The 23,418-nt window shown below is 63.1% G+C and carries 31 protein-coding genes; 5 read left to right on the top strand and 26 right to left on the bottom strand.

The window, feature by feature from the left end; all coding sequences use genetic code 11:
• The first annotated feature begins 9 nt into the window (after nt 1-9).
• Together ABE85_RS14890 and ABE85_RS14895 are read left to right on the top strand one after the other, a co-directional pair.
• Nucleotides 10-1,902 (top strand): diguanylate cyclase, encoded by a 1,893-nt coding sequence (locus ABE85_RS14890; protein ID WP_067276055.1) that lies wholly within the window; start codon nt 10-12, stop codon nt 1,900-1,902.
• A 59-nt stretch (nt 1,903-1,961) separates the two neighbouring features.
• Nucleotides 1,962-2,552 (top strand): hypothetical protein, encoded by a 591-nt coding sequence (locus ABE85_RS14895; RefSeq protein ID WP_067276056.1) that lies wholly within the window; start codon nt 1,962-1,964, stop codon nt 2,550-2,552.
• 37 nt (nt 2,553-2,589) lie between these two features.
• On the opposite strand, the gene ABE85_RS14900 is transcribed toward ABE85_RS14895, so the two are convergent.
• The 14 genes from ABE85_RS14900 to ABE85_RS14965 form a co-directional block, all read right to left on the bottom strand.
• Complete coding sequence (locus tag ABE85_RS14900; protein ID WP_067276058.1) at nt 2,590-3,105, bottom strand: DUF1697 domain-containing protein; 516 nt, start codon at nt 3,103-3,105, stop codon at nt 2,590-2,592.
• 121 nt (nt 3,106-3,226) lie between these two features.
• Nucleotides 3,227-3,796 carry a nucleotidyltransferase domain-containing protein gene (locus ABE85_RS14905; RefSeq protein ID WP_067276060.1) on the bottom strand — a complete coding sequence of 190 codons (570 nt, stop codon included), beginning with the start codon at nt 3,794-3,796 and terminating at the stop codon, nt 3,227-3,229.
• A gap of 156 nt (nt 3,797-3,952) precedes the next feature.
• On the bottom strand, nt 3,953-5,254 hold the full coding sequence (locus ABE85_RS14910) for a DUF445 domain-containing protein (protein ID WP_067276062.1): 1,302 nt from the start codon (nt 5,252-5,254) through the stop codon (nt 3,953-3,955).
• 89 nt (nt 5,255-5,343) lie between these two features.
• On the bottom strand, nt 5,344-5,922 hold the full coding sequence (locus ABE85_RS14915; protein ID WP_157522439.1) for a hypothetical protein: 579 nt from the start codon (nt 5,920-5,922) through the stop codon (nt 5,344-5,346).
• A 138-nt stretch (nt 5,923-6,060) separates the two neighbouring features.
• The gene (locus ABE85_RS14920) at nt 6,061-7,359 is read right to left on the bottom strand and encodes a hypothetical protein (protein WP_067276069.1); all 1,299 of its coding nucleotides are present in this window, start codon (nt 7,357-7,359) and stop codon (nt 6,061-6,063) included.
• A gap of 94 nt (nt 7,360-7,453) precedes the next feature.
• Nucleotides 7,454-7,972, bottom strand: a complete 519-nt coding sequence (locus ABE85_RS14925; RefSeq protein WP_197507014.1) for a DUF695 domain-containing protein — start codon at nt 7,970-7,972, stop codon at nt 7,454-7,456.
• Nucleotides 7,950-8,507, bottom strand: a complete 558-nt coding sequence (locus ABE85_RS14930) for a hypothetical protein (protein WP_067276074.1) — start codon at nt 8,505-8,507, stop codon at nt 7,950-7,952. Before ABE85_RS14930 ends, ABE85_RS14925 begins: the two co-directional genes overlap by 23 nt.
• A gap of 67 nt (nt 8,508-8,574) precedes the next feature.
• Nucleotides 8,575-9,033 (bottom strand): hypothetical protein, encoded by a 459-nt coding sequence (locus ABE85_RS14935; protein ID WP_067276077.1) that lies wholly within the window; start codon nt 9,031-9,033, stop codon nt 8,575-8,577.
• A 2-nt stretch (nt 9,034-9,035) separates the two neighbouring features.
• Nucleotides 9,036-9,599, bottom strand: coding sequence for an SMI1/KNR4 family protein (locus ABE85_RS14940; RefSeq protein ID WP_067276080.1), 564 nt, complete (start codon nt 9,597-9,599; stop codon nt 9,036-9,038).
• Between the two features lie 78 nt (nt 9,600-9,677).
• Nucleotides 9,678-10,271 carry a hypothetical protein gene (locus ABE85_RS14945; protein WP_067276084.1) on the bottom strand — a complete coding sequence of 198 codons (594 nt, stop codon included), beginning with the start codon at nt 10,269-10,271 and terminating at the stop codon, nt 9,678-9,680.
• Between the two features lie 35 nt (nt 10,272-10,306).
• Nucleotides 10,307-10,990 (bottom strand): hypothetical protein, encoded by a 684-nt coding sequence (locus tag ABE85_RS14950; RefSeq protein WP_067276088.1) that lies wholly within the window; start codon nt 10,988-10,990, stop codon nt 10,307-10,309.
• An 87-nt stretch (nt 10,991-11,077) separates the two neighbouring features.
• Complete coding sequence (locus tag ABE85_RS14955) at nt 11,078-11,521, bottom strand: hypothetical protein (protein ID WP_157522442.1); 444 nt, start codon at nt 11,519-11,521, stop codon at nt 11,078-11,080.
• 126 nt (nt 11,522-11,647) lie between these two features.
• The gene (locus ABE85_RS14960; RefSeq protein ID WP_067276094.1) at nt 11,648-12,148 is read right to left on the bottom strand and encodes an endonuclease V; all 501 of its coding nucleotides are present in this window, start codon (nt 12,146-12,148) and stop codon (nt 11,648-11,650) included.
• Between the two features lie 115 nt (nt 12,149-12,263).
• The gene (locus tag ABE85_RS14965; RefSeq protein ID WP_067276098.1) at nt 12,264-12,707 is read right to left on the bottom strand and encodes a DUF6196 family protein; all 444 of its coding nucleotides are present in this window, start codon (nt 12,705-12,707) and stop codon (nt 12,264-12,266) included.
• Between ABE85_RS14965 and ABE85_RS26970 the strand changes: the two genes are divergently transcribed.
• The gene (locus ABE85_RS26970; RefSeq protein ID WP_197507016.1) at nt 12,706-13,308 is read left to right on the top strand and encodes a GNAT family N-acetyltransferase; all 603 of its coding nucleotides are present in this window, start codon (nt 12,706-12,708) and stop codon (nt 13,306-13,308) included. The genes ABE85_RS14965 and ABE85_RS26970 overlap by 2 nt on opposite strands.
• Before the next feature lie 68 nt (nt 13,309-13,376).
• Here the strand turns inward: ABE85_RS26970 and ABE85_RS14975 are convergent, their stop codons facing one another.
• The 3 genes from ABE85_RS14975 to ABE85_RS27620 form a co-directional block, all read right to left on the bottom strand.
• Nucleotides 13,377-13,610, bottom strand: a complete 234-nt coding sequence (locus ABE85_RS14975; protein ID WP_067276102.1) for a hypothetical protein — start codon at nt 13,608-13,610, stop codon at nt 13,377-13,379.
• 154 nt (nt 13,611-13,764) lie between these two features.
• The gene (locus ABE85_RS27615) at nt 13,765-14,097 is read right to left on the bottom strand and encodes a hypothetical protein (RefSeq protein WP_157522448.1); all 333 of its coding nucleotides are present in this window, start codon (nt 14,095-14,097) and stop codon (nt 13,765-13,767) included.
• Nucleotides 14,098-14,114: 17 nt separating this feature from the next.
• Nucleotides 14,115-14,744: a DUF6338 family protein gene (locus ABE85_RS27620; RefSeq protein WP_157522451.1), complete on the bottom strand. Its 630-nt coding sequence runs from the start codon at nt 14,742-14,744 to the stop codon at nt 14,115-14,117.
• Between the two features lie 130 nt (nt 14,745-14,874).
• Here ABE85_RS27620 and ABE85_RS27625 point away from each other — a divergent pair, with 130 nt between their 5' ends.
• Nucleotides 14,875-15,075 carry a hypothetical protein gene (locus tag ABE85_RS27625; protein ID WP_157522454.1) on the top strand — a complete coding sequence of 67 codons (201 nt, stop codon included), beginning with the start codon at nt 14,875-14,877 and terminating at the stop codon, nt 15,073-15,075.
• A 111-nt stretch (nt 15,076-15,186) separates the two neighbouring features.
• On the opposite strand, the gene ABE85_RS14980 is transcribed toward ABE85_RS27625, so the two are convergent.
• The 4 genes from ABE85_RS14980 to ABE85_RS14995 form a co-directional block, all read right to left on the bottom strand.
• A complete protein-coding gene (locus ABE85_RS14980) occupies nt 15,187-15,525 on the bottom strand; it encodes a GNAT family N-acetyltransferase (RefSeq protein WP_409072587.1) in 339 nt (112 codons plus the stop codon).
• A 9-nt stretch (nt 15,526-15,534) separates the two neighbouring features.
• Nucleotides 15,535-15,720 (bottom strand): hypothetical protein, encoded by a 186-nt coding sequence (locus ABE85_RS14985; RefSeq protein WP_067276110.1) that lies wholly within the window; start codon nt 15,718-15,720, stop codon nt 15,535-15,537.
• Between the two features lie 308 nt (nt 15,721-16,028).
• The gene (locus ABE85_RS14990) at nt 16,029-16,253 is read right to left on the bottom strand and encodes a hypothetical protein (protein WP_197507018.1); all 225 of its coding nucleotides are present in this window, start codon (nt 16,251-16,253) and stop codon (nt 16,029-16,031) included.
• A complete protein-coding gene (locus ABE85_RS14995) occupies nt 16,250-16,714 on the bottom strand; it encodes a hypothetical protein (RefSeq protein ID WP_067276113.1) in 465 nt (154 codons plus the stop codon). Before ABE85_RS14995 ends, ABE85_RS14990 begins: the two co-directional genes overlap by 4 nt.
• A gap of 324 nt (nt 16,715-17,038) precedes the next feature.
• On the opposite strand from ABE85_RS14995, the gene ABE85_RS15000 reads away from it, so the two are divergent.
• Complete coding sequence (locus tag ABE85_RS15000; RefSeq protein ID WP_067276115.1) at nt 17,039-17,257, top strand: hypothetical protein; 219 nt, start codon at nt 17,039-17,041, stop codon at nt 17,255-17,257.
• Nucleotides 17,258-17,397: 140 nt separating this feature from the next.
• Here ABE85_RS15000 and ABE85_RS15005 read toward each other — a convergent pair whose 3' ends face one another.
• From ABE85_RS15005 to ABE85_RS15025, 5 genes are all read right to left on the bottom strand, one after another.
• Nucleotides 17,398-17,874 (bottom strand): hypothetical protein, encoded by a 477-nt coding sequence (locus ABE85_RS15005; protein ID WP_067276117.1) that lies wholly within the window; start codon nt 17,872-17,874, stop codon nt 17,398-17,400.
• Between the two features lie 322 nt (nt 17,875-18,196).
• Nucleotides 18,197-20,338, bottom strand: coding sequence for an AAA family ATPase (locus tag ABE85_RS15010; protein ID WP_157522457.1), 2,142 nt, complete (start codon nt 20,336-20,338; stop codon nt 18,197-18,199).
• Nucleotides 20,339-20,353: 15 nt separating this feature from the next.
• A complete protein-coding gene (locus ABE85_RS15015; protein WP_067276125.1) occupies nt 20,354-21,730 on the bottom strand; it encodes a methyl-accepting chemotaxis protein in 1,377 nt (458 codons plus the stop codon).
• A gap of 59 nt (nt 21,731-21,789) precedes the next feature.
• Nucleotides 21,790-22,503: an RNA polymerase sigma factor FliA gene (locus ABE85_RS15020; protein WP_067276129.1), complete on the bottom strand. Its 714-nt coding sequence runs from the start codon at nt 22,501-22,503 to the stop codon at nt 21,790-21,792.
• Between the two features lie 21 nt (nt 22,504-22,524).
• Nucleotides 22,525-23,346, bottom strand: coding sequence for a hypothetical protein (locus tag ABE85_RS15025; protein WP_067276132.1), 822 nt, complete (start codon nt 23,344-23,346; stop codon nt 22,525-22,527).
• Between the last annotated feature and the right edge of the window lie 72 nt (nt 23,347-23,418).

Below are 23,418 nucleotides of genomic sequence, written 5' to 3' on the forward strand. Positions count from 1 at the left end.
CTTTCACCGATGCCGCAGCAGCCCCCCGCTCTCCTGGCAAAAGCGGCCCTGCGCCGGCTGGCGCTGGACAAGCTGGAACCCACTCCCGAGAACTACGCCCGCGCCTACGCGCAGGAGTCCGGCGAGCCCGCCCGTGGCGGCGCCAGCACGCAGCTGCCCGAGCGCGCGCAGGCGTCCGTGGCGCGGCTGCTCGGCTTGGCCGTGCCCGACCCGCAGCAGCGCCAGGGCTTCGCGACGCAGGTGCGCGACGGCAAGTGGGACGAACTCCAGCGCGCGCTGGAAGCGCTGCAGCAGACGCACGGGCCCGGCGCCCAGGCGGAGCAGCTCGCCCAGTTGATCGAACGGATGATGCGCGGCCTGGAACGCGGCGGCCGGCAATGGACACTGGCCCGCAAGAAGGACGGCGTGCTGCGCGTGTTGCAGAGCAACCGCAGCGACCCGCAACGACTGACCCTGCGCCTGAAGCAGCTGGTCGCGAGCTGGGACAGCGACGTCAGCGACGCGCGCGTGGAAACGCAGCCGGCGCCGCTCGACGGCATCGAGGAAGACGACGACGAACGGGCCGGAACGCCGAGCCAGTTCTTCAGCGAAGAAGAAGCCGCGCAGGCGCCTGCCGACGCAGCCGCAGCGGGCGCTGCAGCTGGAGCTGGAACCGGCGCCCCGCGCTATGGCTCGCTCGACACGCTGATGGGCGAAGCCGGCCCGGGCCTGCAATCGTGGCCTGAAGTCGGCACGCACCTGAACGGCACCGTGCGCCACGCGCTGCGCTCGGACGACGCACGCGCGCAGGAACTGATCGACGAACTCGGCGTGGCGCACGCGGAGCTCATCCGCGACGGCGCGACGCCCGAGCGCGCGGCGCAGATGGATGCGCTGTGCATCCGCGCACGCCGCTGGCTGGACCACCGGAATCACGCGTTCACGGAGCTCGGCAAGCTCTGCGGCGAGCTGACCGGCAGCCTGACCGACCTCGCCGAGGACGACTCCTGGGCGCAAGGCCAGTGCGAGGCGATGAGCCAGACGCTGGCGCAGGGCCTGACGGCGCGCAGCGTGCGCTCGGTCAGCGAGCTGCTGCACGGCACGCGCGAGCGTCAGCACAGCCTGCGCGAGGAGCGCAGCCGCGCCCGCGACGCGCTCAAGGGCCTGATCAACCGGATGCTGCAGGAGCTCGGCGAGCTCGGCCAGCACACGGACCGCTTCAGCGACAGCGTCGGCAAGTACGCGACGGTGATCGAGCAGGCGGACTCGCTGGAAAGCCTGGCGGGCGTGGTGCGCGAGATGGTCGAGGAAAGCCGCAGCGTGCAGTCGCTGGTGCAGAACACGCAAGGCCGGCTGCGCGACGAACACGACCGCGCGACGCAGCTCGCCGGGCGCGTCGAGCAGCTCGAAGGCGAACTCCGCCGCCTGTCCAGCGAGGTCCAGACCGACCAGCTGACGCAGGTGGCCAACCGCCGCGGACTGATCGCGACCTTCGAGACCGAGCGCGCCAAGCTCGACCGCGATCCCAAGCCGCTGGCGCTGGCGCTGCTGGACATCGACAACTTCAAGAAGCTCAACGACAACCTCGGCCACGCGGCCGGCGACGAGGCGCTGAAGGCGCTGGCGGCGCGGGTGTCGGGGATGCTGCGGCCCGGCGACAAGGTCGGGCGCTGGGGCGGCGAGGAGTTCGTGCTGATCCTGCCCGAGGCGCCGCTCGAAGAGGCGCAGGCGGTGCTGCTGCGCCTGCAGCGCTCGCTCTCGGCCAGCCTGTTCATGCACGAGGGGCGCGACGTCTTCGTCACGTTCTCGGCGGGCGTGACGCTGTTCCGTTCGGGCGAGACGATGGAGCAGGCGCTGGACCGCGCCGACGAGGCGCTCTACGAGGCCAAGCGCACCGGCAAGAACCGGGCGTGCGTCGCCTGAGGCCGTGACGGCCTGAAGGTTTGAAGGCCTGAAGCGGACCGGACCACGGGACCGACGCCATGGACCACGCCGCGATCGATCCCACCCAGTTCATCCACATCCGGATGGTGCTGAGCATGGTGGTCAGCCTGTCGATCGCGCGGCTGCTGTCGGGGCTGGCGAAGTTCGTGCAGCACCCGGGCCGGCTGAAGGTGGACGGCGTCCACCTGCTGTGGGTGCTGTACATGCTGGTGACGCTGATCCACTTCTGGTGGTGGGAGTTCGCGCTCAGCCGCGTGGGCCCGTGGCACTTCCTGCAGTTCGTGTTCGTGGTCGGCTACAGCGCGGTGCTGTACCTGCTGTGCGCGATCCTCTTCCCCGACGACATCGCCGAGTACGCCGGCTACCGCGACTACTTCATGTCGCGCCGGCGCTGGTTCTTCGGGATCCTCGCGTTCACGCTGCTGCTGGACGTGGCGGACAGCGGGCTCAAGGGGACGGCGCACCTGCAGGAACTGGGCACGGCCTACGGCGTGAAGACGGCCGCGGCGATCGTGCTGTGCGGCGTCGCCGCGCTGGTCACCAGCCGGCGCTTCCAGTGGGCGCTGGTGCTGGTCGCGCTGGCGGCGCAGCAGTGGTGGATCCTGCGGCTCTACAACGTGCTGTCGTGAGCCGTCGCCCGCGTTCTCGCGCGGTCCGCGACCGGCCTCAGGCCTTGGTGCACTTGCGCACCGTGTCCACGGTGCGCGTCGTGATCTGCTTGCCGAAGGTCTTCTCCAGCATGGTCATGAACAGCGGGCCCTTGTCGTTGGGCAGGTAGTGGCTGTAGACCTCCACGCCGTCGAGCTTGCAGATCGCGGCGCCCTCGCCTTCGAGCGGCAGCACGACCTGACCCTCGTGCGGTCTCTTGAGGAAGGTGATCAGCTGCTTGGCCGAGGCCGGCGGGTTGAACGCGGCGTGGTGGTCGGCATCGACGATGCGCGCCAGATGCTCGACCGGCCGCACGGTGGTGCCGAAGGTCTTGCCCAGCGTGTCGGTCATCGTCTGCTCGGCGATGCGTTCGAGTTCATCGACCGGCGCGCCGTCATGGTTGAACACGACATTGCCGCTGGAGATCACCGTCTTCACCCGCGTGAAGCCGGCGGCCTCGAACGCCCGGATCAGGTCCGGCATACGGGCGTTCATCGGGCTGACACCGCGGAGGAAGGCGACGTAACGGGGCATGGTGAGATTCCAGGAAGAGCGGAAGACCGCCGGAGTCTACGGTTGTTGGCACGACATGCAGCATGTCATTCGAGCATCTCGTGAGGACGCGCTTAGGGCCACTTGGCGTGGAGGGCGCGGCCTACCTTGCATGCAGCGATCCTTTGAGCTCGATGGTCGGATGACCGAGGATGTCGAGCACAAAGGGGTTGCGATCGTCGCGAGCCTGGCGCCAATCCTCGGGCGTATAGACCAGCACGTTGACCGCGCGCTTCAGAGCGCGGCCGGCTGGTTTGAAGTGGGCCTGAGCTTGAAGGCGCGAGAGGTCAGGGGTCAACACGAGAAGATCAACATCGCTTTCGGAATGCATGTCTGCGCGTGCCGCTGACCCAAACAGGGCAGCGACGTCCACCTGTCCTTTGATCGTGGCGAGATGCTCCCGCATGACGCGGACGAGCTCGCTGTCCTGCATCACCAGCGCGCGCAGCGGCGCGAGCGCCGGATCGGTGGAGGCTTGGAAGACAGGCAGTCCTCGAACCGTCTTGCGATCGACCAAGCCGACCTCCGTCCAGCGACGGAGCCAGCGCGAAGCGTTGCTTGGATCGATCTCGGCCGCAGCGGCCAATTCGCGCGTGCCGAACTCGCGTTCTGACTGCTCATAGAGACAACGAAGTGCACGGTAACGCGCCGCGCCGCCGACCAATTCGCTCATCAATGACGTGTTCATAGCTGAAGGCCCCGTGGCAACCAACGTTGCCGATTAGGCCACACGTGATGCTCAATCAACAACGCTTGTTGCCCATTGAGCAACACTTGTTGCCGATTCGGCTACGGATGAGGACCTGCGGGACATGCATGCGGCAGCGCTTCAGCGCTGCGCCAGGATCGTCACCGCATAGAGCAGCAGCCCGATGACGCCGCCCACCAGCGTGCCGTTGAGGCGGATGAACTGCAGATCGCGGCCGACGCTGAGCTCGATCTGCCGCACGAGGCTGCGGTCGTCCCAGTCCTTGACGGTCGTCGCGATGTGGCGCGTGATGCCCTCGCGCATGCTGCCGACCATGCGGCCCGCGGCGGACAGCACGTGCTCGTTGATCGCCTGCACCAGCGCCGGATCGCGGCTCAGCCGGTCGCCGAGTGCCGCCAGCGACTGGTCCAGATGCCGCATCAGCACGGAGTCCTCGCGGCGCAGGTCCTGCTCGATGGTGGCGCGGACTTCCGTCCAGACGCCGTCGAGGTAGGCGCGGACGTCGTCGCTCTGCACGACGCGGTCCTTCATCGCGTTGACCTCGCTCGCGAACTCGGGGTCGTGGCGCAGGCGCTCGATGAACTCGTGGATCCAGTCGTCGAACTGGCGCCGCACCGAGTGGTCGGGCTGCGAGAGCGCCGTCTGCACTTCCTCGACCAGCTGCAGCGCGAGCTTGTCGGACAGGCTGTCGGCCATCTTGTCGACGTTGGCGATGGTGTCGACGAGCTTGATCGCCTTCGGCCACTGGGTGCTGGCGAACTTCACCAGCCGCGCGGCGACGAGCGCCCTCACCTCCGGCGTGGCCAGGTAGTCGCGCAGTTTGGACAGCGCGCCGTCGAGCACGTCCTGATGGCGGCCGGACTTGGTCAGCACGTCCAGGACCGAGGCGGCCGTGCCGGTGGCGTTCCAGGACAGCGCGCGGGCGACGAGGAACTCGCCGATGGCGCGGCGCACGGCCTGCTCGTTGAGCAGCGAGAGCGCCTCGACGGCCATCGTGCGCACGGAGCCGGTGACCTGCGCGAGATTGACGGGCTCGCGCAGCCATTGCCCGAGGCGCTCGGCGGGGTTGAGGATCTCCAGCTTCTGCAGCAGGACCTCGGGGTGCAGGAAGTTGTCGCGGACGAACTCGGCGAGGCTGTCGGCGATGCGGTGCTTGCCCTGCGGGATGAGCGCGGTGTGCGGGATCGGCAGGCCCAGCGGATGGCGGAACAGCGCGACGACGGCGAACCAGTCGGCCAGACCGCCGATGGCGGCGGCCTCGCAGAAGGCCTTGAGCCAGGCCCACGGGCCTTGCGCGCCCATGCCGAGGCTGACGATCAGTCCGGCCAGCGACGCCAGCAGGCAGCCCAGCGCGACCCGCTTCATGCGGCGCAGGTCGATGGCGCGGGGGTCGGAAGGACGCGGTGAGGAGATCAGGGGCATCGGCGACGGGGCGGCAGTTTCGGTGCCTGGGGCACCGGCCGGGCGGAGCGATGGAGAGCTTGTATCACCTCCCGCCCCGCGCGCCTGTCTCAGCAGAACACCACCGCCGCGCCGGTCCGGATGGACGCCTGGCACGCCCGGATCAGGCGGATGCAATGGAAGGACTCCTTGCCGAAGACCTTCCATTTGGGGCCCTCCGCGGGAGGATCACCCATCGCATCCCACACCTCGTCACTTTCGTGGTCGAGGTCGGTCGGCAGCTCCAGCCACTGGGCCAGGCGCAGGCACTCCTCCAGGAGATTCACGGACGAACCGATCATGCCGCCCAGCACGTTCTCCTCGTCGATCTCCTCCTCGACGAAAACGACCTCGTCGAGCTTGACCGGCACGTAGAAACCTGTGGCGTCGCTGTGCATCAGGAGGTGCTCGAACTCCGGCGCCAGGAGGTCGTAATACCCCTCCAGCACGGGGTCGGCGGCGGGATCGTCGATTCCCGCACTGGGGACCGGGATCCCCTCCCCGATGTACGCGGCCAGCCGACGCAGATGGTGCAGCCCGGAGTACCCCGACATTGCGCATGAGAAGGCGCCGTCCGGGCCAAGACCACGCGGCTCGTCATGCGGCGCGAGGCCGGCCGCCACCAGCGCGTTGGACAGCGTGTCGTACATCTCCCGGCTTTCTTCGTCGAAGCCGCCGACCTGAATGCTCAGTCCCAAGATCTTCTCCCCAAGGATGTTCGTTGATCCGATGAAACGACGGACCCACCGTGGTCATCGCCGGCCCGGCATGCCGCCGCAATCACGCCATCAGAACTTCTTCGCCGTGGCGATGCTGTCGAGCGCGGCCTTGTTCATGCGGATGTCGAAGGGCAGCAAGGTGATCCTGTCGGCCGGCGTGGCGCCGTTCGGATTCGACACGTAGGAGCTCCCCACGAGCGCCTCGCCGTCCTTCACCAGCGCGCCCGTGTAGACATTGCCGTTGAGTTCGAAGTAGATCCGGTACTGGACCGCGGAATTCAGCGTGGCCGACACGGGACGCGGCTTGTTGGCCACCCAGACCGGCCGGCCGTCGACCGTCCCGAGGACGCCGTCGGCAAGGAAGTACGTCGTGCCGTCGCTCCCGGACGAGATGCCGGCGGTCAAGAGATCACCGAGCGACCCGGAGCCGCACGGCAGCATCGTGTCGGCGCTGACGGACGCGAAGCAGTCGAAGACGTTGTAGCGGTCGCCCTTGTTCGTCCGCGTGTACTTGATGTACGCGGCGCCGGCGACGTAGGTCCGCGACGTGTCGAGGATCACGGTGCCCGCGAAGAGCGGATAGTGGAAGTGCGCGAAGTCGTCCGGCGTCGCCGCCAGGCCGCCGGTCAGCGTCGCGGCCTCGTAGTTGCTGCGGATCTCGGTGGCCACGATGACGCCGGGATTGTTCCTGGAGCGCGTGTCGACGCGCAGGTCGCCGCCGACATAGGACAGGATTTCAGTGCCCAGGAAGTGGATCCCGCCGTTCTTCAGGACCGCACGCCCCTTGGGATCCGGGCCGATCAACGAGCCGCCCCCGAGGCTGCTCTTCGGGGACTGCGACAGGATCTGCGGTCCCTTGGTGAGCGGGGAGACATGCAGCCCCTCGTCGTCGTAGAACAGGTAGTTCGTGCCCGAGACCTGAGGCGGCGTGGGGCTGAGGTTCCAGGTCAGCTTGTAGCTGGAGGAGCCCTTGTACAGGTCCTCGAAGGCCTTCTGGTTGGGGCTCGGCTTCAAGGTGACCATGACGGGCACGCTCGTGACCTTGCCACCGGCGTTGGTCACGACGACGGTGTACAGGTTGTCCTGGTCCACGAAGGTGATCGCCGGCGTCTGATAGGACGCGGAGGTCGCGCCGACGATATCGGCGCCGTTCTTCTGCCACTGGTAGCTCAGGCCCGTGCCGGTCGCGGCCACCGTCAAGGTGGCGGTGCCGTCGGTCAGCACGGCGATGCTGTCCGGCTGCGTCGCGATGGCGGGCTTGGCGGGCGTGTTCGAGCCGCTGTCTCCGCCCCCACCGCCGCCGCATGCTGCAACGACCAACGACAACGCCGCCACGATGGCGGCCTTCTTGCGCTCTGCTGAGATCACGGATCCCCTCCCTGTTGAACACCTGCGCGACGGTCCGATCGGTCGGCCGCCACGACGTAATGGGCGCGCAGTATAGGAAGGAGCGGTCACCTCGTCATGTCATCGGGGCATTGGCGTCGCGGAGATAGTTGGTTTCCTGCCAGATCGCCCAGTCCGGATCATTGAAGAACTCGATCTTGACGGGAAAGGCCGGCTGCCCCTTGAGCAGATCATTCATGCCCTTCATGAAGATGTCCGTGCTCTCCGCATAGAAGAGCCATTCCTTGACCTTGGCGCCGGTGGTCACGCGAACGCTTTCGGAGTTGCCGTTGTCGCAGGTCAAGGGATCGAGCGAGCGCTCGAACTGCAGCTGGGCCTGGTTCACGTCGGAGGGTGGCATCGAGTCTTCGGACTCGTAGGGCCAGGTGATCACCACGGCGTGGTGCAGCGGCTTGAGCTCCGCCAACACGGGCTTGGTCAGCTTGAGCCGGACGACCAGCTTCTGGTTCAGGACATCGTTGGAGATGTCATAGATGCGCCAGGTCCGGAGATAGGCTTCCGCCTCCTCGGAGAATTTCGTTTCGGGGCGCGATCTCTGCCTGCGGAAGAGCTCAAGGAAGTTCACTTTTTTCATTGGGGTCGTGGCGTGCGCGCCTGGCCTCGCGCAGCAGCATGACGATGATGGCGCCATCATTTTGACCGCGCGGGATCAGCGCACTCAGCAGGAGCAGGACATTGCCGAGCGTCAGCACGATCACGGCGCAGTTCAGCGGCAGGTAGTCCGGAGGTCCGAAGATCCACAGCGACACCCCCACGAGCAGCAGGACCAGGATCTGGGCCAGGATGCCGCCGGCGTAGACGATCACGGCGCTTGTGATCGATCGGGGTTCCGAGGCCATGCACCATCCCCCGGCGCCGGCCAGCACGATGCCATGGACTTCCAGCGACATCGCCTTCGCCGCCGCGGCGTGACCGAGCTCATGGATCAACACCAGGACGATGCAGGTCAGCGAGCACCAGAAGAAGATCGGCAGCGACGGGCCGCCCGTCGCCATCATGAGCACCAGCCCGATGGCGGAGCCCAGGGCGGGCAATGTCCAGTGGAGGAAGAACGGCAGCCCCATGACGCGGAACGTCAGATAGGGGCCGTCCTGCGGGGGTTGATCCATCGGGCCGACTGTATTCACGTCCGCATCCGCTGCGACACGGGAGTTCACCCGAGACGACGGCGGACCGTCAAGGGCCGGGTCTTGTCCCTGAGGGACTGGTCGAGCCGGCGGTGCAGGCCACCCGCCTGGCCACGAAGCTGAGATCCGCCTTCTGATGTCGGAGCGTGAGCACGTCATCGACCAACGACTGGATGTCGTAGACGTCCGTGTACAGGGCGTGTCGCGTATCCACCGGCCGGCCGCCGACCCGCTGCGTCAGCGTGGTGTAGATCCCGTCCTTCCGATGCCACTGCCCTTCCTCGATCTTGAGGACGTCCTGCTCATTGACGATGAACGCGATGTGGAAACTGCCGTCGGCGCTCCGGTTGATCAGCGACTTCACCGTGCGCTGGTATTCAGGCTGGAAATCCTCGCCAGACCAGCAACCGACGAGTGCGTCTTCCGGATCGGGCTTCGGAAACTTCGGCGTGCAGGCCGAGAGCGCGATCAACGCGATGAACGTCGCAGCGAAGGTGCGGAACGGCAAGGTCAGGCGTCCTCTTTGGGGACCAGACCACCGAAGTCTTCCGAGTACACGTACTCGCCGGCCAGGACGTCCGAGACGTACTGCTTCAGCCATTCGCCGAAACCGCTGGCCAGGATCTCCCGCTCGGCGGAGTCGTGCCACATCGTGATGACCTGGCCGACTTCGCCCCCGTCGTCAGGCGCGAGATCGAGGCAATAGTGATTGCCGCCATGTTCGTAGGTGAAAGGGATCCAGAGCGCGTTCCACCAATCATTGCGCACGCCCTCGTCGGGCTCGGACTCGATGCCGTTGAAGTCGCCCGAATCGAGCAGCTCCTTCCAGACCGTCCATTGATCCAGGATGCCCGCAGTCGACAGGAAATCGGCGTTGTCGAACAGCCCGCCGGCCGAGTCCGACTGGCCGTTGTGAACCTTCAGGCAGTCGATGAAATCCTGCGGGAGGCGAGCGCCGAGCGCCTGCTCCAGCGCGGAGATCTCGTCGTCCGTCGCGGGCGGGTTGAGAGACGCCAGTCCCTCGGGCCAGTTGGCGGCGAGCCAGTCCTCGAACTGCTTCCAGAGATCGTTCATCAGTGCCACTCCTTCGATGCGCCTGCCGCCAATCGGCGGCGTGCGGGACTCTAGCAAAGCACGCTCAGGCGTTTCGTGTCAGAACCACCCGCCCCACTCGCTGAGCGGCACCGCGCCAGCCTTGAGAGACGGATCGCGTCGACGCTCTTCGCGCCATGCTCCGCCCGGTCGCCGCTCCCGCTCGACGATCTCGCCTGTGAGCAGGTTCCGGCTGCTCGCCTGCTCCAGTATTTCGCTGTCATGCCGCTCGTCGCTGCCGACCAGCCTCAGCGCCCCCGCTCGCCATTTGAAGCGTTCGTCGAAGTTGTTCAGCATCGTGCCGTCGCCGCTGTGGAAGCAGCTCAACGACAGCGACGCCTTGCTGAGGGAGATCTCCGTCCCGTGCTGGCAGTTGGTGAACGGTCGGGTCGCGGTCCACAGACGCAGCGACTGCGCGCTGTCGCGCTTGAACACCGCGACCAGGACCTGGTTGTTGCCGCCCGGCACCTCCATGGATACGGCGATCTCCGGCCGGCCGTCTCCGTCAAGATCCCCCTCGTTGGTGGACTCGATGATCTTGTGGCTCGGAAAGGCCGCGGCGGCGGCTTGGCGCAGGAGCGGGTCCTCGGCACTCCAGGCCGATGAGGCGAGCAAGGTGTGGGAGACCCACAGCAACAGGGCGGCGCGAATCATGGCGGCATTCTCAGGCAGCCGCCAACGATCACAGATCATCGCGTCGACAACTTGATCGACCAACCGTCGAGGCGCTGCGCCACGAGGGCGCGGAGACGCTCCTCGTCGGCGCCGATGAGGGTGATGGCGCCGGAGTACCCACCGGGAATGTGCGGCAGTGGATGGTGAAGGATGTCGACGCTCGCAAGCTCCGATCGCAGGAGGACCGGCTCAGCGCTTTCAACAATGCGGAAGGTGCCGTCGGGCTCCTTGCGACTGCGTTCCACGACGGCCAACTCGAATACGGCGCCAACCGGAACGTCCAGCCTGCCAGCATTGGTCACCACCCAGCGCCCATCAGGGAGCTGACGATCGACCAGCACCTCATGGCGCGGCTGGTCCCCGCTCCTGAACGTCGCCCGGGCGCCGGCGCGAATGCAAGCCGCCTCCGCGCGTTCGACCTCGAAGTCAAGAAACAGCCCGAGGTCCCAGATCAACCGCCCTTCCCGATGCTGCGCTTCCAGCTTGAACGGCTCGAAGCGCTCGGCAAAGGAGAGCGCATGCTTGAGTTTGAGCAGCAGCTTCAGCGCATCCTTCTCGGAATCGATGGTGACCGTTCCCGTGAAGAGCTCGCGGCCCGCCGGTGCGCTGAGATTCAAGGCGACATGGCAATGCACGGCGATCTCGTTCCCGCAGTTCTGGCACTGCCAGATCTCCAACGCCGAGGGGGTCGCGGGCACGGTGAACTTCGTGCCGCCGCAGGAGGGACACTCCGAGGCTCCGTCATGGAGAGGCCTGGGTTTGCTCACGGCAGCGAGTCTCACAGGTCAGGCGCTCCCGCGGCTCTGCAGATGAATGGTCGCTCCGACATGGAAGGCCGCGACGGGAATCGCCACCGACAGCAGGAGGGCCCAGATAGGAAATGGCGGGAAGTATGCGCACAGGTAGCTCAGCAATGTCAGCCCCGCCTGCACGCCCCCGGCGATGAGCGCGTCGGCATGAGGCGAGGACTCGCTCAACCGCGCCGTCCACGCGCCGCCGGCCAAGTTGCCGAGGAACGCCAGCGCAAGAACGATCATCAGGTAGGAGCTGGACTGGGTCGCGCCCATGGCGACCTCATTGAGCGACACGCCCTGCGCGAGCTGCACCTGGACGTAGACCAGGCCGAACAAGGTCGACAGGACGAAGTAGAGGCCGCTGGCGATGCACACGCCGATCACCACCGCCGTCCTTCTTCCGATCGGACCGCCTTGCGCGGTCAACACCGACATCACCATGCTTCCTCCCGAGTTGAATCCGCGTGCGCCACTGTGATCGGGCGCTTGCGCGACGGGCGGAGCATAGCAACGGGAGGCGTCGCTCCTCGCGGGATCGAAGCGAGGGCAATGCGCGCGGAATCAGTCCGCGTTCTTCGCGAGGCGGGCGGCGAGCTTCATGAGCGTCGGCACGCGCTTCCTGCCGTGCATGGATCGCAGCCGCACCTTGGCCGCGCCGATGTCGAGGCCTGCGCAGGTCACCACCAGCGGCGGGGTCTCCTCTTCGCGCATGACCTCGAACTGCGACGACAGGCCCGGCAGGCTCTTCTTCGAAACACCGACGACGGGCACGCTGCCGCCCAGTGCGTGATAGAGGTGCTGGCCAAGGCCCGGCGTGTCGTCGGCATCCAGGTGGACGAAGCCGTCGATCAGGACGAGCTCGGGTTCCAGGTTGTGCTCGCGCAGCAGTTGCATCACGCAGGGCAGTTCCCGCAGGTCGAGTTCCCCGCGGACGGCCTTCTCCACATGGGCGATGCGCGAGACGTAGGTCTTCTCCGCTTCGGCGGCATCCCAGGCCTCGAACGCCACGGCGGCGGCATTGGCCTGCGCGCCATCGAAGTGAACTGCGACTATGAGTTTCATGCGCGGGATTATGGGTCGCGGCACTGCGCGCATCCGGCGATCAGTGACGGCACTGCCCCGGTCGATCTGCGCAAGGCCTGACCCCGGCGGCCACGGCGGCGATCGGCGATATCAGTCAGGCTGACGCGGACGCATTGACCAAGGACTGCACCTCCGCGATCACGCTTTCCGCGAGCACGGCGGGCACGCCCCAGTAGTCGAAGATGCCGCCGTCGCCGTGGTTCTGTCCACAGGTGACGAACACACCGGTTCCAAAGCGCGTCTTGAGATGCGTGGCGAGCCAGCCGACGAACCCGCTGTTGTCCGCGCCCGCAGGAAAGTGGAAGCGGAAAAGACCGAAGAGGTCCGCTCCTGCGTCTTCACTGGGGACGAGCTGGCTCCAGACGGCATCGTCGCGCACGAGTGCCAGAGCATCCGGCCGCACGGACGTGGCGAAGCTGTCGAGCGGGAACTCCTCGAACGCCCAGGTTCCCGGATAGACGCGCAGGCGTGCCTGGGTGATCACGCGCCTGAGGCGTCGCTCGGTCTGTTCAACTGTTTCGCGGGAGATGTCGACCATGGGGTTGCCGTCGGTTGCAGGGGAGCGGGATGTTGCACCAGACGAGACCGGGACGACGTCGCTGCGTCTAGAAACCCTGAGCCCGACCTCCACGACGAACGCATCTGGCCGGGAGCGCATCTCCGCTGCCCGGCAAAATGCCCGCATGGAAACCCCTTGGATCATCCGGCGCGTCGCCCCTTCCGACGCTGATCAAGTCGCGGCGCATGGCTGCTTTCGCGAGGACGATGCCGAGCGTCGTCCCGCCTACTCGGCCTGGGTGAAGCCGCACATCGGGTCCGGGAGCTATCTGGGCTGGTTCGCCGTCGACGACGGCGTCGTCGCGGGCGGCGCCGGCGTGATCCTGCTGGACTGGGGACCGACACGCGGGAATCCCGGCGGCCAGATGGCCCGGGTCACGAATGTCTTCACCGCCGACACACATCGCCGCCGCGGGGTCGCGAAGGCGCTCGTCGTGGCGGCGCTTGAGCACTTGCGAGGGCTGGGCATCAACGAGGTCCGGCTCGGCGCGACCGAGGATGCGCGGGAACTCTACCGATCGCTGGGGTTCACGGAGTACGCGGCGGAAATGCGGACCAGGTTGCAGACGCCAGGGACATGACGGCGCCCGGATCTGCGATTGAGCAGGACTCATTGGCAGGCAACACCTGGCACTCCTGATCGTCAGGCTCAGCGATAGGCAAATGGATCCCAGGGATACAAATCCTTCGCTTCTTCTCCCATACGGCGATATCGAAGACCCATATACAGGCCCGTCGCCAAGCCGATCAACGTCATTGTCCAGTTGGCCCACGAATCTCCCCAGTCCCCAAGGACGAACGAACTCCCGAAGACGAACCGCAAGGCCAGGGACGCGACCTCCTGCAAACCTCGGAAGTAGAGGATGAAGCAGAACAGCATCATGAGATGGTCGCCTCGATCCCTTTCAACACGCCAGAGCAGCCAATAGGGAACGATTGCGCAGATGCCTGGTGCGCAGTAAGTAATGAATGTGATGAATGGGTCAGTGAATATCTGCATTCAACCACCGTGCTTCCCAGAATTCGCAAATCGGCGATTAACGAACATAAATTGGCTCGAAGGGGTAGTACTTCTTCCCAATGCGTCGGCAATGGCGCGCCAACAGGACGGCAATGACAGCACCGATCGAGCTGAGCGCCGCAAGCGATGCCGCTTCTCCCCAAGCGCCAAACATGAGGGTGCTGCCAAAAATGACTTGGCAAAGGGCTGACGCAAATCGACCAATGAATTGGGCATTTGCGGCAAACAATATAATCATAAGAACAACGTCGCGAAAACTACGACGGATTGGCCACATCACCCAGTAAGGGACACCTGCCAGCACGCCCGGCAAAAAATAGAAAAAAGCATCATTGAATTGATTTTCCATAACCAATCTCACCTCGATCAATATTGCATTGGCAGATGACTTGCCGTCCGGCTCATCGCGATCAAACTGCGTGCTTGTCGCTTACCCAAGAATTGGACCCAAGAGACCTCTTGAGCAGGCAAAAGCACTGCGGACGCTCCTGACTGAAACTCCACGGCCTGCCCGCTCATCGCAACGAGTGGGGTAGTCAAGAGAAAATGACCCGTTGTTGAATCCTCTGGCCATCCCTCTGGCCAACCAAATACCTTTCGGCCGTCCTTGAGATGCAAGATCAGATGGGACTTTTCGGCGCGAAACACTTCATACCAACGAAGGCGGCATGATTGCTGACGTTCTTCATTACCCCTTGAGCTACGCCTCTTACGATCGTTAGAGCGAACTAGCTTTGCCGATCCGGTGACAACGGAAATCGCAATCCCGATTGGGATGACAAGCTGAGCAAGACTCTCCCAAGCGCCCAGCGCAGACAGCGGAGTCGCCTTCAATATTCGCGCGCTCATTTCCGACAAGACCAGCACCACGAGGGAATCAATCCAGAGCATCACCTGCGGACGTTTGACCAGTAGGTTGAATGACGCGGCGCCCACGAGTCCCGGGAGCATCATGATGGTGCCCTGAAGACCAATATTTGAAAATAGATCAGCCAAAGCGGCTCCCGGAAGAGAAATGCAAGACACACCGCAATGGCGTGCCGACAGATGACTCCTCCTGGAGCCTGGCCATCGCTCCAGTGACGGGAAATTTCCCCGGCAGGTGGCGATCGCAGGTTGCCGTGCGTTGAATGAATCGAAGGATATCGGCGAGCGTCGGATCGCTCAATCACTCGTCGAAGTGGCGGAACGCCTAGAATCGGTAGTCGATTCAATGCCGGAAATTCTTGGTTTGCTGCACGTCAAGAAGAGCGACGTCAAACTCGCCAACATAAAGGTAGGTTCACGACAACTGCTTGCTGGAGGAGCTATTGAAGCAAGCCATTAAAAATGACCTGTCCGTGCTGATCACCCAAAACCAGACGAGTGCCACACGCTCCCGCGTAAGCACTCGTTTTCCCTTCGACGACCGCAGCCGAGTGCGACGGCTCTGAATGAATCAGGTCACCACTGGCGGCACGACGTCGTTGACCACGAACTCGACGAACTCGGCCACATCCGGCGGGACGACCTCCCGCACGGACGAGAACGGCAGCCGCTTGAAGGCGCGGTCCCAGAAGGCCAGGGCGCGCAGGTCGTCGCGGAAGACGCAGACCAGCCACGGATGGTCCGTGGCGAGGATGGTCTGCCGGATGACCTCGGTGGCGATGCCCTGATCCCGGTACTTCGGCAGCACGTACAGATCGCCGAACTCGAGGACCGTTCGCTGGATCGTCCCATCGCGCAGGTTCTGGTGACCGACGAGGAGAAGGCCGGCGACCTCCCCCTTCTGACGAATGAGGTAGGCCTAATCGAAGGCATCAGGATCCCCCAGCCGGCCAAGGAAACCGGAGAGCGAGTTGAAGCGCCCGTTGGCATCGATGTCCTCGCCGGACCAGAACGAGGATTCGAGTTCGTAGAACTGCCAGAGGTTGTCCAGCAAGGTCGCGTCGGCGGGCGTGACGCGGGTCAGGGTGATCGAGGGAGGCGTCATGAGGTGCGCGGAAACGGAAATCGAGCATCGCTCTGAACTGGGAGCCGACGCGTGGAATTAGGCAGACGCAAGTCTGGGGTCAGTCCTTGCCTTCAGGTCAATACGGTCACCGGAGCACAGACCGACAAGCTCGCCTGCGCGCCCTCCGTGGGCGGGACTACCGCAGGAGCAAGGCCGTCTCATCGCCCGTCCGTGCATTGGGTCGATGCTGACGCAGCGTAGCTCGCAGAGTCATCCCCAAAACAGAACGAGTGCCACACGCTCCCGCATGGGCACTCGTTTTCTTTCTACCGATCACATTGAGACATTCACACGTGAAGATCGCTCAGCGGCACGCCTGCTTCCTCCTCAACCTCCAGGTACTGTTCCTTCAGATAGGCGAGAAACTGCGTGAGGTGGACGTGGTACTCCTCGTAGTCGGCGCGCTCATGCTCGCGAATCGTCTCGCTACGAAGTAGCCCTTCGTGATACAGGACTGCGTCGCGAACAGCTTGCAGGAGCATTGGCGCAAATGCGTTCGGAATGGTGATCACGCGGCTTCCTTTATCGCGTTCTTAGCCAACTCAATGAGAAGGTGTTTGAACTGTTCCAACGGCATATCGAATGCTGGAGCAATGGTGTAGTGGGTCGCGCCGTATTGCTCATTGAGAGCGTCGCGCACGATAGCCAGACCATGGGGGAGCACGGTGCCAGCGCCAATTCGATAGTACGACCAATCCTTGCCCGGGGGCACGCCAGGCTTGTCGAAGGTACTGATGCCACGGGGCGCGTTTCGGACCGACACCCACTTCGCACCCTTGCGATCAACGATGGTGATGTCAGCCGGCCTCAGGCGTCCGTTGGACAAGGTGGTGGGCTGCTCCACGAAATCGAAAAGCGCGCCTCCTCGGCGGGCGTTAAGGGCCCGCCAGAGGTGCACGGGCACACGACCTTCGAAGTAGCGATCCACTTGCCCCTTCGAGATATAGACGTCCTTCAGAACGGTGTCGGTCACGCTTGCCTCGCATGTTGTCAAAGATCCGACACGGTAAGAACGAATGGCGGCGAATGGAAAGTGACCAAGGTCCCGCTGTTCACGCTTGGTTGCACGGCCACAGACCGCTTTCCGCTCAGACAGAACGACGCTTATCGCAAGCGCGCGTCCGCGCCGCCTCTTGTTGCTAAGCCATTCGGCCCTAAGCATCCGTTAGCCGAAACGGAACTGCCAGTCATCGGAAGACTTGAGGAGGCAGAAACGCGACGGTATTGATAGCGTTGACGGAGCTGCCACGCTAGATGACAGCCACCAATATCAAGCGACTATCAAGGAGGAACGAACATGGCGCAGTTCATCATCAACAAGAATGTGCAGGCCAACGGAGACTACGAAGTTCACAACCTCTCGGCCGGTTGCAACTACATGCCGCTGCCGCAGAACCAGATCGACCTCGGCGAACATTCTTCATGTTCAGGGGCTGTAGCCGCGGCGAAAAAGCAGTGGCCGAATGATCGGATCAACGGCTGCTACTACTGTTGCCGCGCGTGCCACACGACGTAAGAGATCGCCGCAGTTCGGAGCGATACCAGCGCCGCATCTAGCGCACGCCCCAAAACAAAACGAGTGCCGCACGCTCCCGCGTGGGCACTCGTTTTCTTTTGGGGTCTGGGGTTTGTGTGGGGTTCTACCAGTGAGAGACATCAGCTCGCCTGAACCGAGTTCTTCACTTGGCGGTTGTGGTCCTCGACGACCGCGATCTCCATGACCGCGAAGAAACTGGCGACCTCATGGAGGAGATCGACGGCGGTATCGCGGAGGCAGCCGTTGGCGCGGTGCTGGCTCATGGGGACGTCGAAATCCTGCATCAGCGAGATCACCTGGGTGAGGCGCTCGCGGACATTGAACATGGCGGTGCGGACGGTGGTGGACTGCTTGAGCACGAGCGGATAGCGGTAGCAGCTGCCGTCTTCGAGCATGTCATAGCGATAGGGATTGCCGGCGGCGACGCTGAGCTGCTCCAGGGTGCGTTCGGAATTGAGCGCGAGGGGCATGCGGTCGAGGAGCGGGACGGCGGGGGTGCCGGGTGCCGGGTCCAAGTCGAGGTGTTCGAGGGCGAGGAATTCGGAGAGGCGGAAATTGCTTTCGGCGACGGATTCGAGGAAGCGATTGGTGAGCATGGGGAGGAGGTCCTTAACTAAACGGCAGTTGAGGGACGACCACCTGAGCAATTGAATGCGGAGGGTGGGCGAGATGTCAAAACACGCCACCTAGCGCGTGCGGCCGTCCTCGCGGATCGACCCATCTCGCCCGCAAACTTTACGGGCGGGAGAATGGCAGCATTTACGGTGCGCCGCCGCTAGGTGGTTGGTGTTTTGAGCACCTGTCTGAATTATTTTCCGAGTGCTCTGATCGCGCAATTCCATGAATCAACAGAAATCACCAGCGAATCAGTAGTACCAGTTCACGCTCCGATCAATGCAGCAGTCTTCACGGATTTAATTAAATCTTAGCAACATATCGATCACATTCAGATATAACAAACTGCGGCACCATTTGATATTCACGGGGATTCAACTGATAAATAGAGTTATTCTCAATGTGAAAGGCTTCGTTGATGAACTTCAGCACCACATCTGAACCTACCCCATCAACCGAATCATCGAACATGATTCGATATAGATGCAATTTTTCGTAATTATTGGTCGCCGTGCTATACAAGGCTTTCATTGCCGCTCTATCCTGAACGGTAGCAATGATCGTGGCGTAATCAAAATCAGGCACTCTGCTTTTGATGCTCGCCACGCCCGCATCTATTTCGGGCTGTGTCATCAGTCGCCACGAGGAGGCGGCAACGTCGCGTGTTTGAGGAACATCCCTCTTGTGGAATATGTTCGACAATATATCAAACTCAAATCCCTTATCGTGGGTGATCTCGTACAGACGTCGTAGATAGACCAACCTGTTGAGCATCGGGATGGAAGTGTTCAGATTCTCATCGTGCAGCTCCAAGAAGGTTTTCACATTTCCCCTCTGGATCGATTTTTCCGAAAGCACTCCATTAACGTTCTCAAGAAAACATACGACCGGTGGATCGAATCGATCAGTGTGGTGAACCAGCATATCAACAACAGGATCGATGTCATGCGTCAAAAGAAGTACCGTCTTTCCGCGCAAAGAGGGTTGACGGCGAAAAAGCATATCGACGATCGCATATTTCTTGTTCTTATCGAACGAGGAAATCGGATCATCTAGGACAATGAGCGGAGCGTTTGACTTGATTGCATCAAACATAAATAGCACGAGAGCGACAGCATTTCGCTCTCCAAAGCTCAGGTGTTCCCTCACCTCTGATACGTCTCCATCGGCCTCCTTATGCTTCAACTTCAACCGATGCTGACCATCTGGGCCCGCCCTCAAATGCATCTCATACGAGTACCCTGCATTTCTAAGGAAGCTGTTGATGTTGTCGCTATATTCTTCCACCACGCTGCGCACAAGCTTTTGCTGCTTGACGATGGCACCCTGCAATAGGCCAGCCTTATCCGAAAGCGATTGAACACCGCTATTGACAATAGCAACTTTTGCTTTTGTCTCGTCAGACTTGAGGTGATTAAAGAGGTCCAGGTCGATAACATACCCCTTGAGCTCTTCAATTACTTTCCCAACCTCCTTAAGGGAAAGGAATCCAATTTCTCTGCTTTTCTTAAATTGAGCATTCAATGAGTCGATTTGAGTCTTGATCTCCAGAAGAACGCCGACCTGCTGGTCGTTGTAGGCCTCTGTATTGCGGACGAACTTATCGACCAGCTGGCGCGTGCCCTCAGAAAAGTATTTATTTAACCGTTCAAAGGTCGACACAATCTTGTTTAGATTTTCAACCGACTTCGGGTCATATGTCTCTGCAACCTTCTTTATGGTCTCACGCTTCGTCTCAATATCATTTGTGCAATATGGACAATCGTGACCCACCTCCAGATACTCAGCTCCGTCCTGCTGCCACTTTATCCATTTAAAGCCGTTCTGATGCTGGATATAAGGCTTGTAAGCTTCCAGACCTTCGGGGATATTCTCAACTCGATTACCCTCCTTAAAGGCCTTAGCCAATGGACTCGAGCCGTGAATGCCTTTCGCGGGCTTTCCAAAGCTTGCACTCAACTCATCAAAGTCTCTTACAAGCTGCTCGATTTCTGAATCTCCGGAAAGTGCTTTTCGTAGTGCTTGTACCAAGTCATCGATCTGCTGCACTCCTGAATCGTATTCAGGCGAACGCACAAGCAAGTCAAAGCTACCTTTCAGCATGTCGTCAGGCTGAAAGACGAATCCATTTATATAGGCTTCATTGAAAATCTTCGCTGAAGCAATCTGCTCCAATCCGACAACCTCGGGGACCGGCGCACCCTTTACGCCTCTGTATTTGAAAGGGACTAGAGATGCGAGTGCACCGGCCCCTTGATTCATTAAGCTCAACGCCTTGGCGAGGGTACTTTTTCCCGTGCCATTGATGGCGTACTTAACATTCAGCCGTCCAGGCTCAATGTTGAAAATAGCGGATTCGATATTGTTGCAATGCTTTATTTCGAATTTCATATCTTCTCCCTGAAGATTGTTATCTTTAATTTCAAGCAGGCGGGTCACCTGCACCAAACACACTCCACGTTAAAACCCAAACGCCAACCTCACCCCACCCCAATGCCTCCCAGCAACGGTGACGGGTGCCGAAGCCTCCTTGAGCAGCACGAAGTTCCCGCCGCCCATATCCCGGCGGTAGGTTTGAAGGAGGAACGGGCGTTGATTCCGGGCTGAGGCCAGCCCTGTCCGGTCGTTGAAGATCCGCCGGTAACGGCTGTTGGCTGTATTCCAAGCCACGTCGCCCGCGCGCTGGGGTTGGCAATAGCGCTTGTTATGCGCCGCCACATACCCGTTTCGGTCCACCGCGATGCAGAACACCACCTTGTCCGAGAACTTCAGCACCCGCTCCTGGACCTCCGGGAACAGCTGATCCGCGATCTGCGTGAATCTCGTCGTGAACTGCTGCGGGTCGGTCCCCGCGATCGGCTGGTAATGCTCGTCGAAGAGCGACGACACATCGATCCGCTTCTCCTTCACCGCCCGTTCGAGCAACCCCGCGATCTCCGCCGCCGCCGCCTGCACCGCCTGGATGTACGGCGAGTCCTCGACCTCGACGCCGCTCGACGCGATCTGCTCGATCATCTGCTCCGACAGCCGCAGGAACCGGTCGCTGCACGCGAACGCCGACTCCAGCTTGCGCATCGCCTGCTGGATCTCCACCCCCAGCTCTCCCGAGCGCTCCGCCAACTGCTGCGTCGTCGCCTGGCTCTCCTGCGCCGACTTCGCGATGAGGTCGACGTCGACCTCCACATCCGCGAACGCCTGCAGGATCTTGCTCTGGCCGGCTCCTCCCGAGCCGTCCGCCCTCAGCTCCCGGCTGAAGGTCTCGATCCGCGAATCCAGCGTCCCCACCGTGCCCATGATGGCCTTCGACGACGCCTCCACCTGCGCCGCGAGGTCCTTCACCGCATCCGCCACCACGCCGAAACCGCGGCCCGCCTCGCCGGCGCGCTTGGCCTCCACCGACGCGTTGAACGCCACCAGCCGCGTCTGCAACGCGATCTTCGTGATCTCGGACGCCGCGTCCGACACCTGCCGCAAGGTCGACACGATCCCGCCCACTTCGTCGCCCACGCCGGACAGCGCCGTGCGCGCGCGCTCGACCGCTTCGCGGGTCTGGTTCGTGGATTGGTTGATGCCGTCCTGCGCATGCCGGACCTGCTCGAGCTCCGAGCCCAGCGCCTGCATCGCCTGCGCCTGCGAGGTCACGACCTTCTGCGTGTCCTCCAGCAGTCCGCGGACTTCGGCCGCGTCGCGGCCCAGTTTGGATACGCCGCTCGACAGCTCTCGAACGACCTTGGTGGTGTTGCCCTGCAGCGTCGGCTCGCGAAAGCCAACCTCGGCTCCCCCCACCGACGCGTCAGGCGCCGCCTTCCCGGCGCGCCTGCGCAATGAGTCCCACATCGGACGCTCCCCTCATGGTTCTTGGACCACAAGGATTGCGGCCGCGTATGCGGCTCGTTTTACCAGTCGCGCAGCTTCACGCGCAATCGGGCAATCGCTTGACTGTGCAGCTGGCACACCCGCGATTCGGTCACCTTGAGCACCGCCGCGATCTCTTTCAGGTTCATGTCATGTTCGTAGTACATGGACATGACGTAAGCCTCGCGCTCCGGCAGGTTCTTGATCGCCTCCACCAGCGCCTCGCGCATGCGGTGGTCGCCCAGCATCGCCATCGGATCCGCCGAGTTGTCCCCGACGTGCCGGTCCAGATAGTCGTCGTTGTCCTCGCCTCCGGAGATGTCCTCCAGATAGACCAGCTGCGTCCCGCGCACCTTGCCCAGCATCTCCTGGTACTCGGTCAGCGAGATGCCCATCTCGACGGCGATCTCGGACTCCTGCGGCGGACGGCCGAGCTTCTGTTCGAGCTTGTGCACCGCGCTCTCGATCGAGCGCTGCTGGCGGCGGTTGCCGCGGCTCATCCAGTCGCTGCCCCGCAGTTCATCGAGCATCGCGCCGCGGATGCGCTGCGTCGCGAAGGTCTCGAACTGCACGCCCTGCGCCGTGTCGAAGCGCGACAGCGCGTCCGTCAGGCCGATCAGGCCGACCTGGATCAGGTCGTCCAGTTCAACGTTGGCCGGCAGTTTCGCGATCATCTGATGCGCCAGTCGGCGCACCAGCGGGCTGTACTGGCGGATCAGCGAGTTGTTGTCGAGTTGACCCTTGGCGGTGTACATCGTCTCGTCTCCAATCCGGCGTCAATGCGCAGCGAGGGTCACGCCTTGCGGGGCGCGGCCAGCCTTGGGCTGCCACATCGGCCGCGGACGCAGCGGCATCGCATCAGCAGCGCTGTCGAGCGCCGCCCCCGGTACCGAGGCCAGCAGCAGTTCGCGCGCCATGTGACGCAGCTCGTGCGTCAGCGGCGCGGACACCGGCTGGCGGGGATCCATGCAGGCCCACTCGCGCAGCACCGCGCCGAGGAAGCCGTCGCCGCAGCTCGAGAGCTGCTGCGCGATCCGCTCCGCCAGGCGCAGCTGCGGATTGCAGGCCAGCAGCAGGCTGTAGACCATCAGGCCCGCGCGCTGCGTCAGCCACTTCATGCCGGCGTAGGCGTAGGTCACGCTCTGCACGTCGGTGTCGGCCAGCAGCACCGGTCGCACTTCGCGCGAGACCAGCACGCGGCTGAGTTCCGCGGCGCTGGCGTGCAGCAGGACGACGTCGGCGAACGGGGCCGCGTCGGTCACTGCTTCCAGGAATTGGGCGGCCGAGCCGTTGGCATTCACGTAGCGCATCGGCAGTCCGCGCGCCGCGAGGAAGGAGACCTTCGCCGACAGCGGTTCCACGCAGGCCGCGAGGTCCACCGCCGCGAGTTCCGAGGCCGCCGAGGCGTGCTCGCCCGCGTCCACGACCAGCGTGTGCAACCCGAGTTCGCCGAAGGCCGCGCACATGCCTTCCAGCAGCGCGCCGCTTCCTACGACATGCGGGTTGCTCACCACCGGCACCACGCGCACGCGCGCCGTGGCGAACAGGCGGCGCAGGCCGTCGGCCTGGTCCTTGGGAGCATTGCTGAAGTCGCGCATTGGGCTGCTCTGTGTCTCTTGCGTGTTCCGCCCCAGCGCCCTTGTCCCTCTCGAAAGGAACCGGCCATTGCT

It is taken from the genome of Mitsuaria sp. 7, from assembly GCF_001653795.1.
Lineage (GTDB): Bacteria > Pseudomonadota > Gammaproteobacteria > Burkholderiales > Burkholderiaceae_C > Roseateles.

Excerpts from the sequence above, each read along its gene's own strand:
- ABE85_RS15005 (WP_067276117.1), bottom strand. The coding sequence starts at position 17,874 with ATGCTCACCAATCGCTTCCTCGAATCCGTCGCCGAAAGCAATTTCCGC.
- ABE85_RS14910 (WP_067276062.1), bottom strand. The coding sequence starts at position 5,254 with ATGCCCCTGATCTCCTCACCGCGTCCTTCCGACCCCCGCGCCATCGAC.
- ABE85_RS27615 (WP_157522448.1), bottom strand. The coding sequence starts at position 14,097 with ATGGAAAATCAATTCAATGATGCTTTTTTCTATTTTTTGCCGGGCGTG.
- ABE85_RS15020 (WP_067276129.1), bottom strand. The coding sequence starts at position 22,503 with ATGTACACCGCCAAGGGTCAACTCGACAACAACTCGCTGATCCGCCAG.
- ABE85_RS14915 (WP_157522439.1), bottom strand. The coding sequence starts at position 5,922 with ATGTACGACACGCTGTCCAACGCGCTGGTGGCGGCCGGCCTCGCGCCG.
- ABE85_RS14925 (WP_197507014.1), bottom strand. The coding sequence starts at position 7,972 with ATGAAAAAAGTGAACTTCCTTGAGCTCTTCCGCAGGCAGAGATCGCGC.
- ABE85_RS14960 (WP_067276094.1), bottom strand. The coding sequence starts at position 12,148 with ATGAAACTCATAGTCGCAGTTCACTTCGATGGCGCGCAGGCCAATGCC.
- ABE85_RS14895 (WP_067276056.1), top strand. The coding sequence starts at position 1,962 with ATGGACCACGCCGCGATCGATCCCACCCAGTTCATCCACATCCGGATG.
- ABE85_RS14965 (WP_067276098.1), bottom strand. The coding sequence starts at position 12,707 with ATGGTCGACATCTCCCGCGAAACAGTTGAACAGACCGAGCGACGCCTC.
- ABE85_RS14975 (WP_067276102.1), bottom strand. The coding sequence starts at position 13,610 with ATGATGCTGTTCTGCTTCATCCTCTACTTCCGAGGTTTGCAGGAGGTC.
- ABE85_RS15025 (WP_067276132.1), bottom strand. The coding sequence starts at position 23,346 with ATGCGCGACTTCAGCAATGCTCCCAAGGACCAGGCCGACGGCCTGCGC.
- ABE85_RS14955 (WP_157522442.1), bottom strand. The coding sequence starts at position 11,521 with ATGTCGGTGTTGACCGCGCAAGGCGGTCCGATCGGAAGAAGGACGGCG.
- ABE85_RS14930 (WP_067276074.1), bottom strand. The coding sequence starts at position 8,507 with ATGGATCAACCCCCGCAGGACGGCCCCTATCTGACGTTCCGCGTCATG.
- ABE85_RS15015 (WP_067276125.1), bottom strand. The coding sequence starts at position 21,730 with ATGTGGGACTCATTGCGCAGGCGCGCCGGGAAGGCGGCGCCTGACGCG.
- ABE85_RS14890 (WP_067276055.1), top strand. The coding sequence starts at position 10 with ATGCCGCAGCAGCCCCCCGCTCTCCTGGCAAAAGCGGCCCTGCGCCGG.
- ABE85_RS14945 (WP_067276084.1), bottom strand. The coding sequence starts at position 10,271 with ATGATTCGCGCCGCCCTGTTGCTGTGGGTCTCCCACACCTTGCTCGCC.
- ABE85_RS14900 (WP_067276058.1), bottom strand. The coding sequence starts at position 3,105 with ATGCCCCGTTACGTCGCCTTCCTCCGCGGTGTCAGCCCGATGAACGCC.
- ABE85_RS14940 (WP_067276080.1), bottom strand. The coding sequence starts at position 9,599 with ATGAACGATCTCTGGAAGCAGTTCGAGGACTGGCTCGCCGCCAACTGG.
- ABE85_RS26970 (WP_197507016.1), top strand. The coding sequence starts at position 12,706 with ATGGGGTTGCCGTCGGTTGCAGGGGAGCGGGATGTTGCACCAGACGAG.
- ABE85_RS14985 (WP_067276110.1), bottom strand. The coding sequence starts at position 15,720 with ATGACGCCTCCCTCGATCACCCTGACCCGCGTCACGCCCGCCGACGCG.
- ABE85_RS15000 (WP_067276115.1), top strand. The coding sequence starts at position 17,039 with ATGGCGCAGTTCATCATCAACAAGAATGTGCAGGCCAACGGAGACTAC.
- ABE85_RS14905 (WP_067276060.1), bottom strand. The coding sequence starts at position 3,796 with ATGAGCGAATTGGTCGGCGGCGCGGCGCGTTACCGTGCACTTCGTTGT.